The following is a 1,389-nucleotide window of genomic DNA, read 5'->3' as shown; positions in this document are numbered from 1 at the left end:
GTTTTTCCGGCGGCGGATACCACAACTAAATCATCACTCTGACCATGCGTAAGTAGAATATGTGCAACACGGCGATAGCAATCTGCATCCGCTAAACTTGAACCACCAAACTTATGTAAATGACTTCGCGTCATTACTGACTCCTTAAACAACTACGACTTTTGTTGCGACTGCTAGACTTCTATTTTGAAACCAATAGTGTTGCAAGTGCATGTTTTGCTATTTTACCCAATTTGGTCGAAACCACAGCTAACTTAAACTAGAATTAAGCTGATTTTATCGCGGCAACAGCTGCTAGGCCTGCTTGAATATCGGCCAAGAGGTCATCTGCATCTTCAATACCGACAGATAGTCTCAATAAAGTCTCTTTAATACCAGCCTCTTGCCTTGCTTGTGGGTCCATTGCTCTATGGGTCATGGTGGCCGGAACGGCGACTAAACTTTCCACCCCGCCTAAACTTTCGGCAACACTAAACAACGACAGCGCCTTTAAAAATGCCACCACTTCCGCTTCGCCGCCGATTAACTCAAAACTTAACATAGCACCAAAGCCTTGTTGTTGTTTTGCCGCAATTTCGTGACCTGGATGGTCTTTTAAACCCGGATAATACACCTTTGCCACTACATCACTGGCGTTGAGTAACTCAACAATCTTTTGTGCGTTACGTTGATGCTCACGAATTCGTACCGCTAAAGTACGTAAGCCTCGCAAGGTTAAATAACTGTCAAATGCTGAACCCGTAAGCCCAAGAGTATTTGACCACCAATGTAACAACTCACCCACTTCAGGATCTTTAGCCACTACAGCCCCACCGACCACATCGCTATGACCATTGATGTATTTGGTGGTTGAGTGAATAACAATGTCTGCACCCAATAACAATGGCTGCTGTAATATCGGCGATAAAAAGGTGTTATCGACTGTTACTAACGCGCCAACGTCATGGCAAGCTTGGCTAATGGCAGCAATGTCGACCACGCGCAATAAAGGATTCGATGGCGTTTCTAACCACACCATTTTCGGTTTTTGAGCTATTGCTTTGCTCAGCGCTTGTGCGTCAATTTGATCAACGACCAATAACTTAAATTGGCCTTTTTTGGCCAAGTTAGTGAATAAACGGTAACTGCCACCATAACAATCGTGCGGCACAACCAATAAATCATCAGGGCCAAGTAAACTAGTCACCAATGTAATCGCGGCCATGCCGGTACATGTCACTACACCGGTTGCACCTTGTTCAAGTTTGGCAAGTGCGTCGCCTAGAATACATCGAGTAGGGTTACCCGAACGACTGTAATCAAACTCGCGTGGATTATTGTGGCCATCGAATGAATAATTGGTCGATAAATAAATCGGTGGCACGATAGCACCATGTTGTGTGTCTGTTT

General features: G+C 44.8%; 2 protein-coding genes. Both read right to left on the bottom strand.

Translation table 11 applies throughout. The features are described from left to right. The coding region (locus tag CXF78_RS21185) for an amino acid kinase family protein (protein WP_145991279.1) at positions 1 to 134 on the bottom strand (134 nt) is incomplete at its 3' end. 131 nt (positions 135 to 265) lie between these two features. Further along, positions 266 to 1,389: cystathionine gamma-synthase (gene metB / locus CXF78_RS00555; protein WP_102035691.1), on the bottom strand; the 1,124-nt coding region annotated here is incomplete at its 5' end.

Source organism: Shewanella sp. 11B5 (assembly GCF_002836795.1).
Taxonomy (GTDB): domain Bacteria; phylum Pseudomonadota; class Gammaproteobacteria; order Enterobacterales; family Shewanellaceae; genus Shewanella; species Shewanella frigidimarina.
This window is presented reverse-complemented; position numbering and strand designations above follow the sequence as displayed.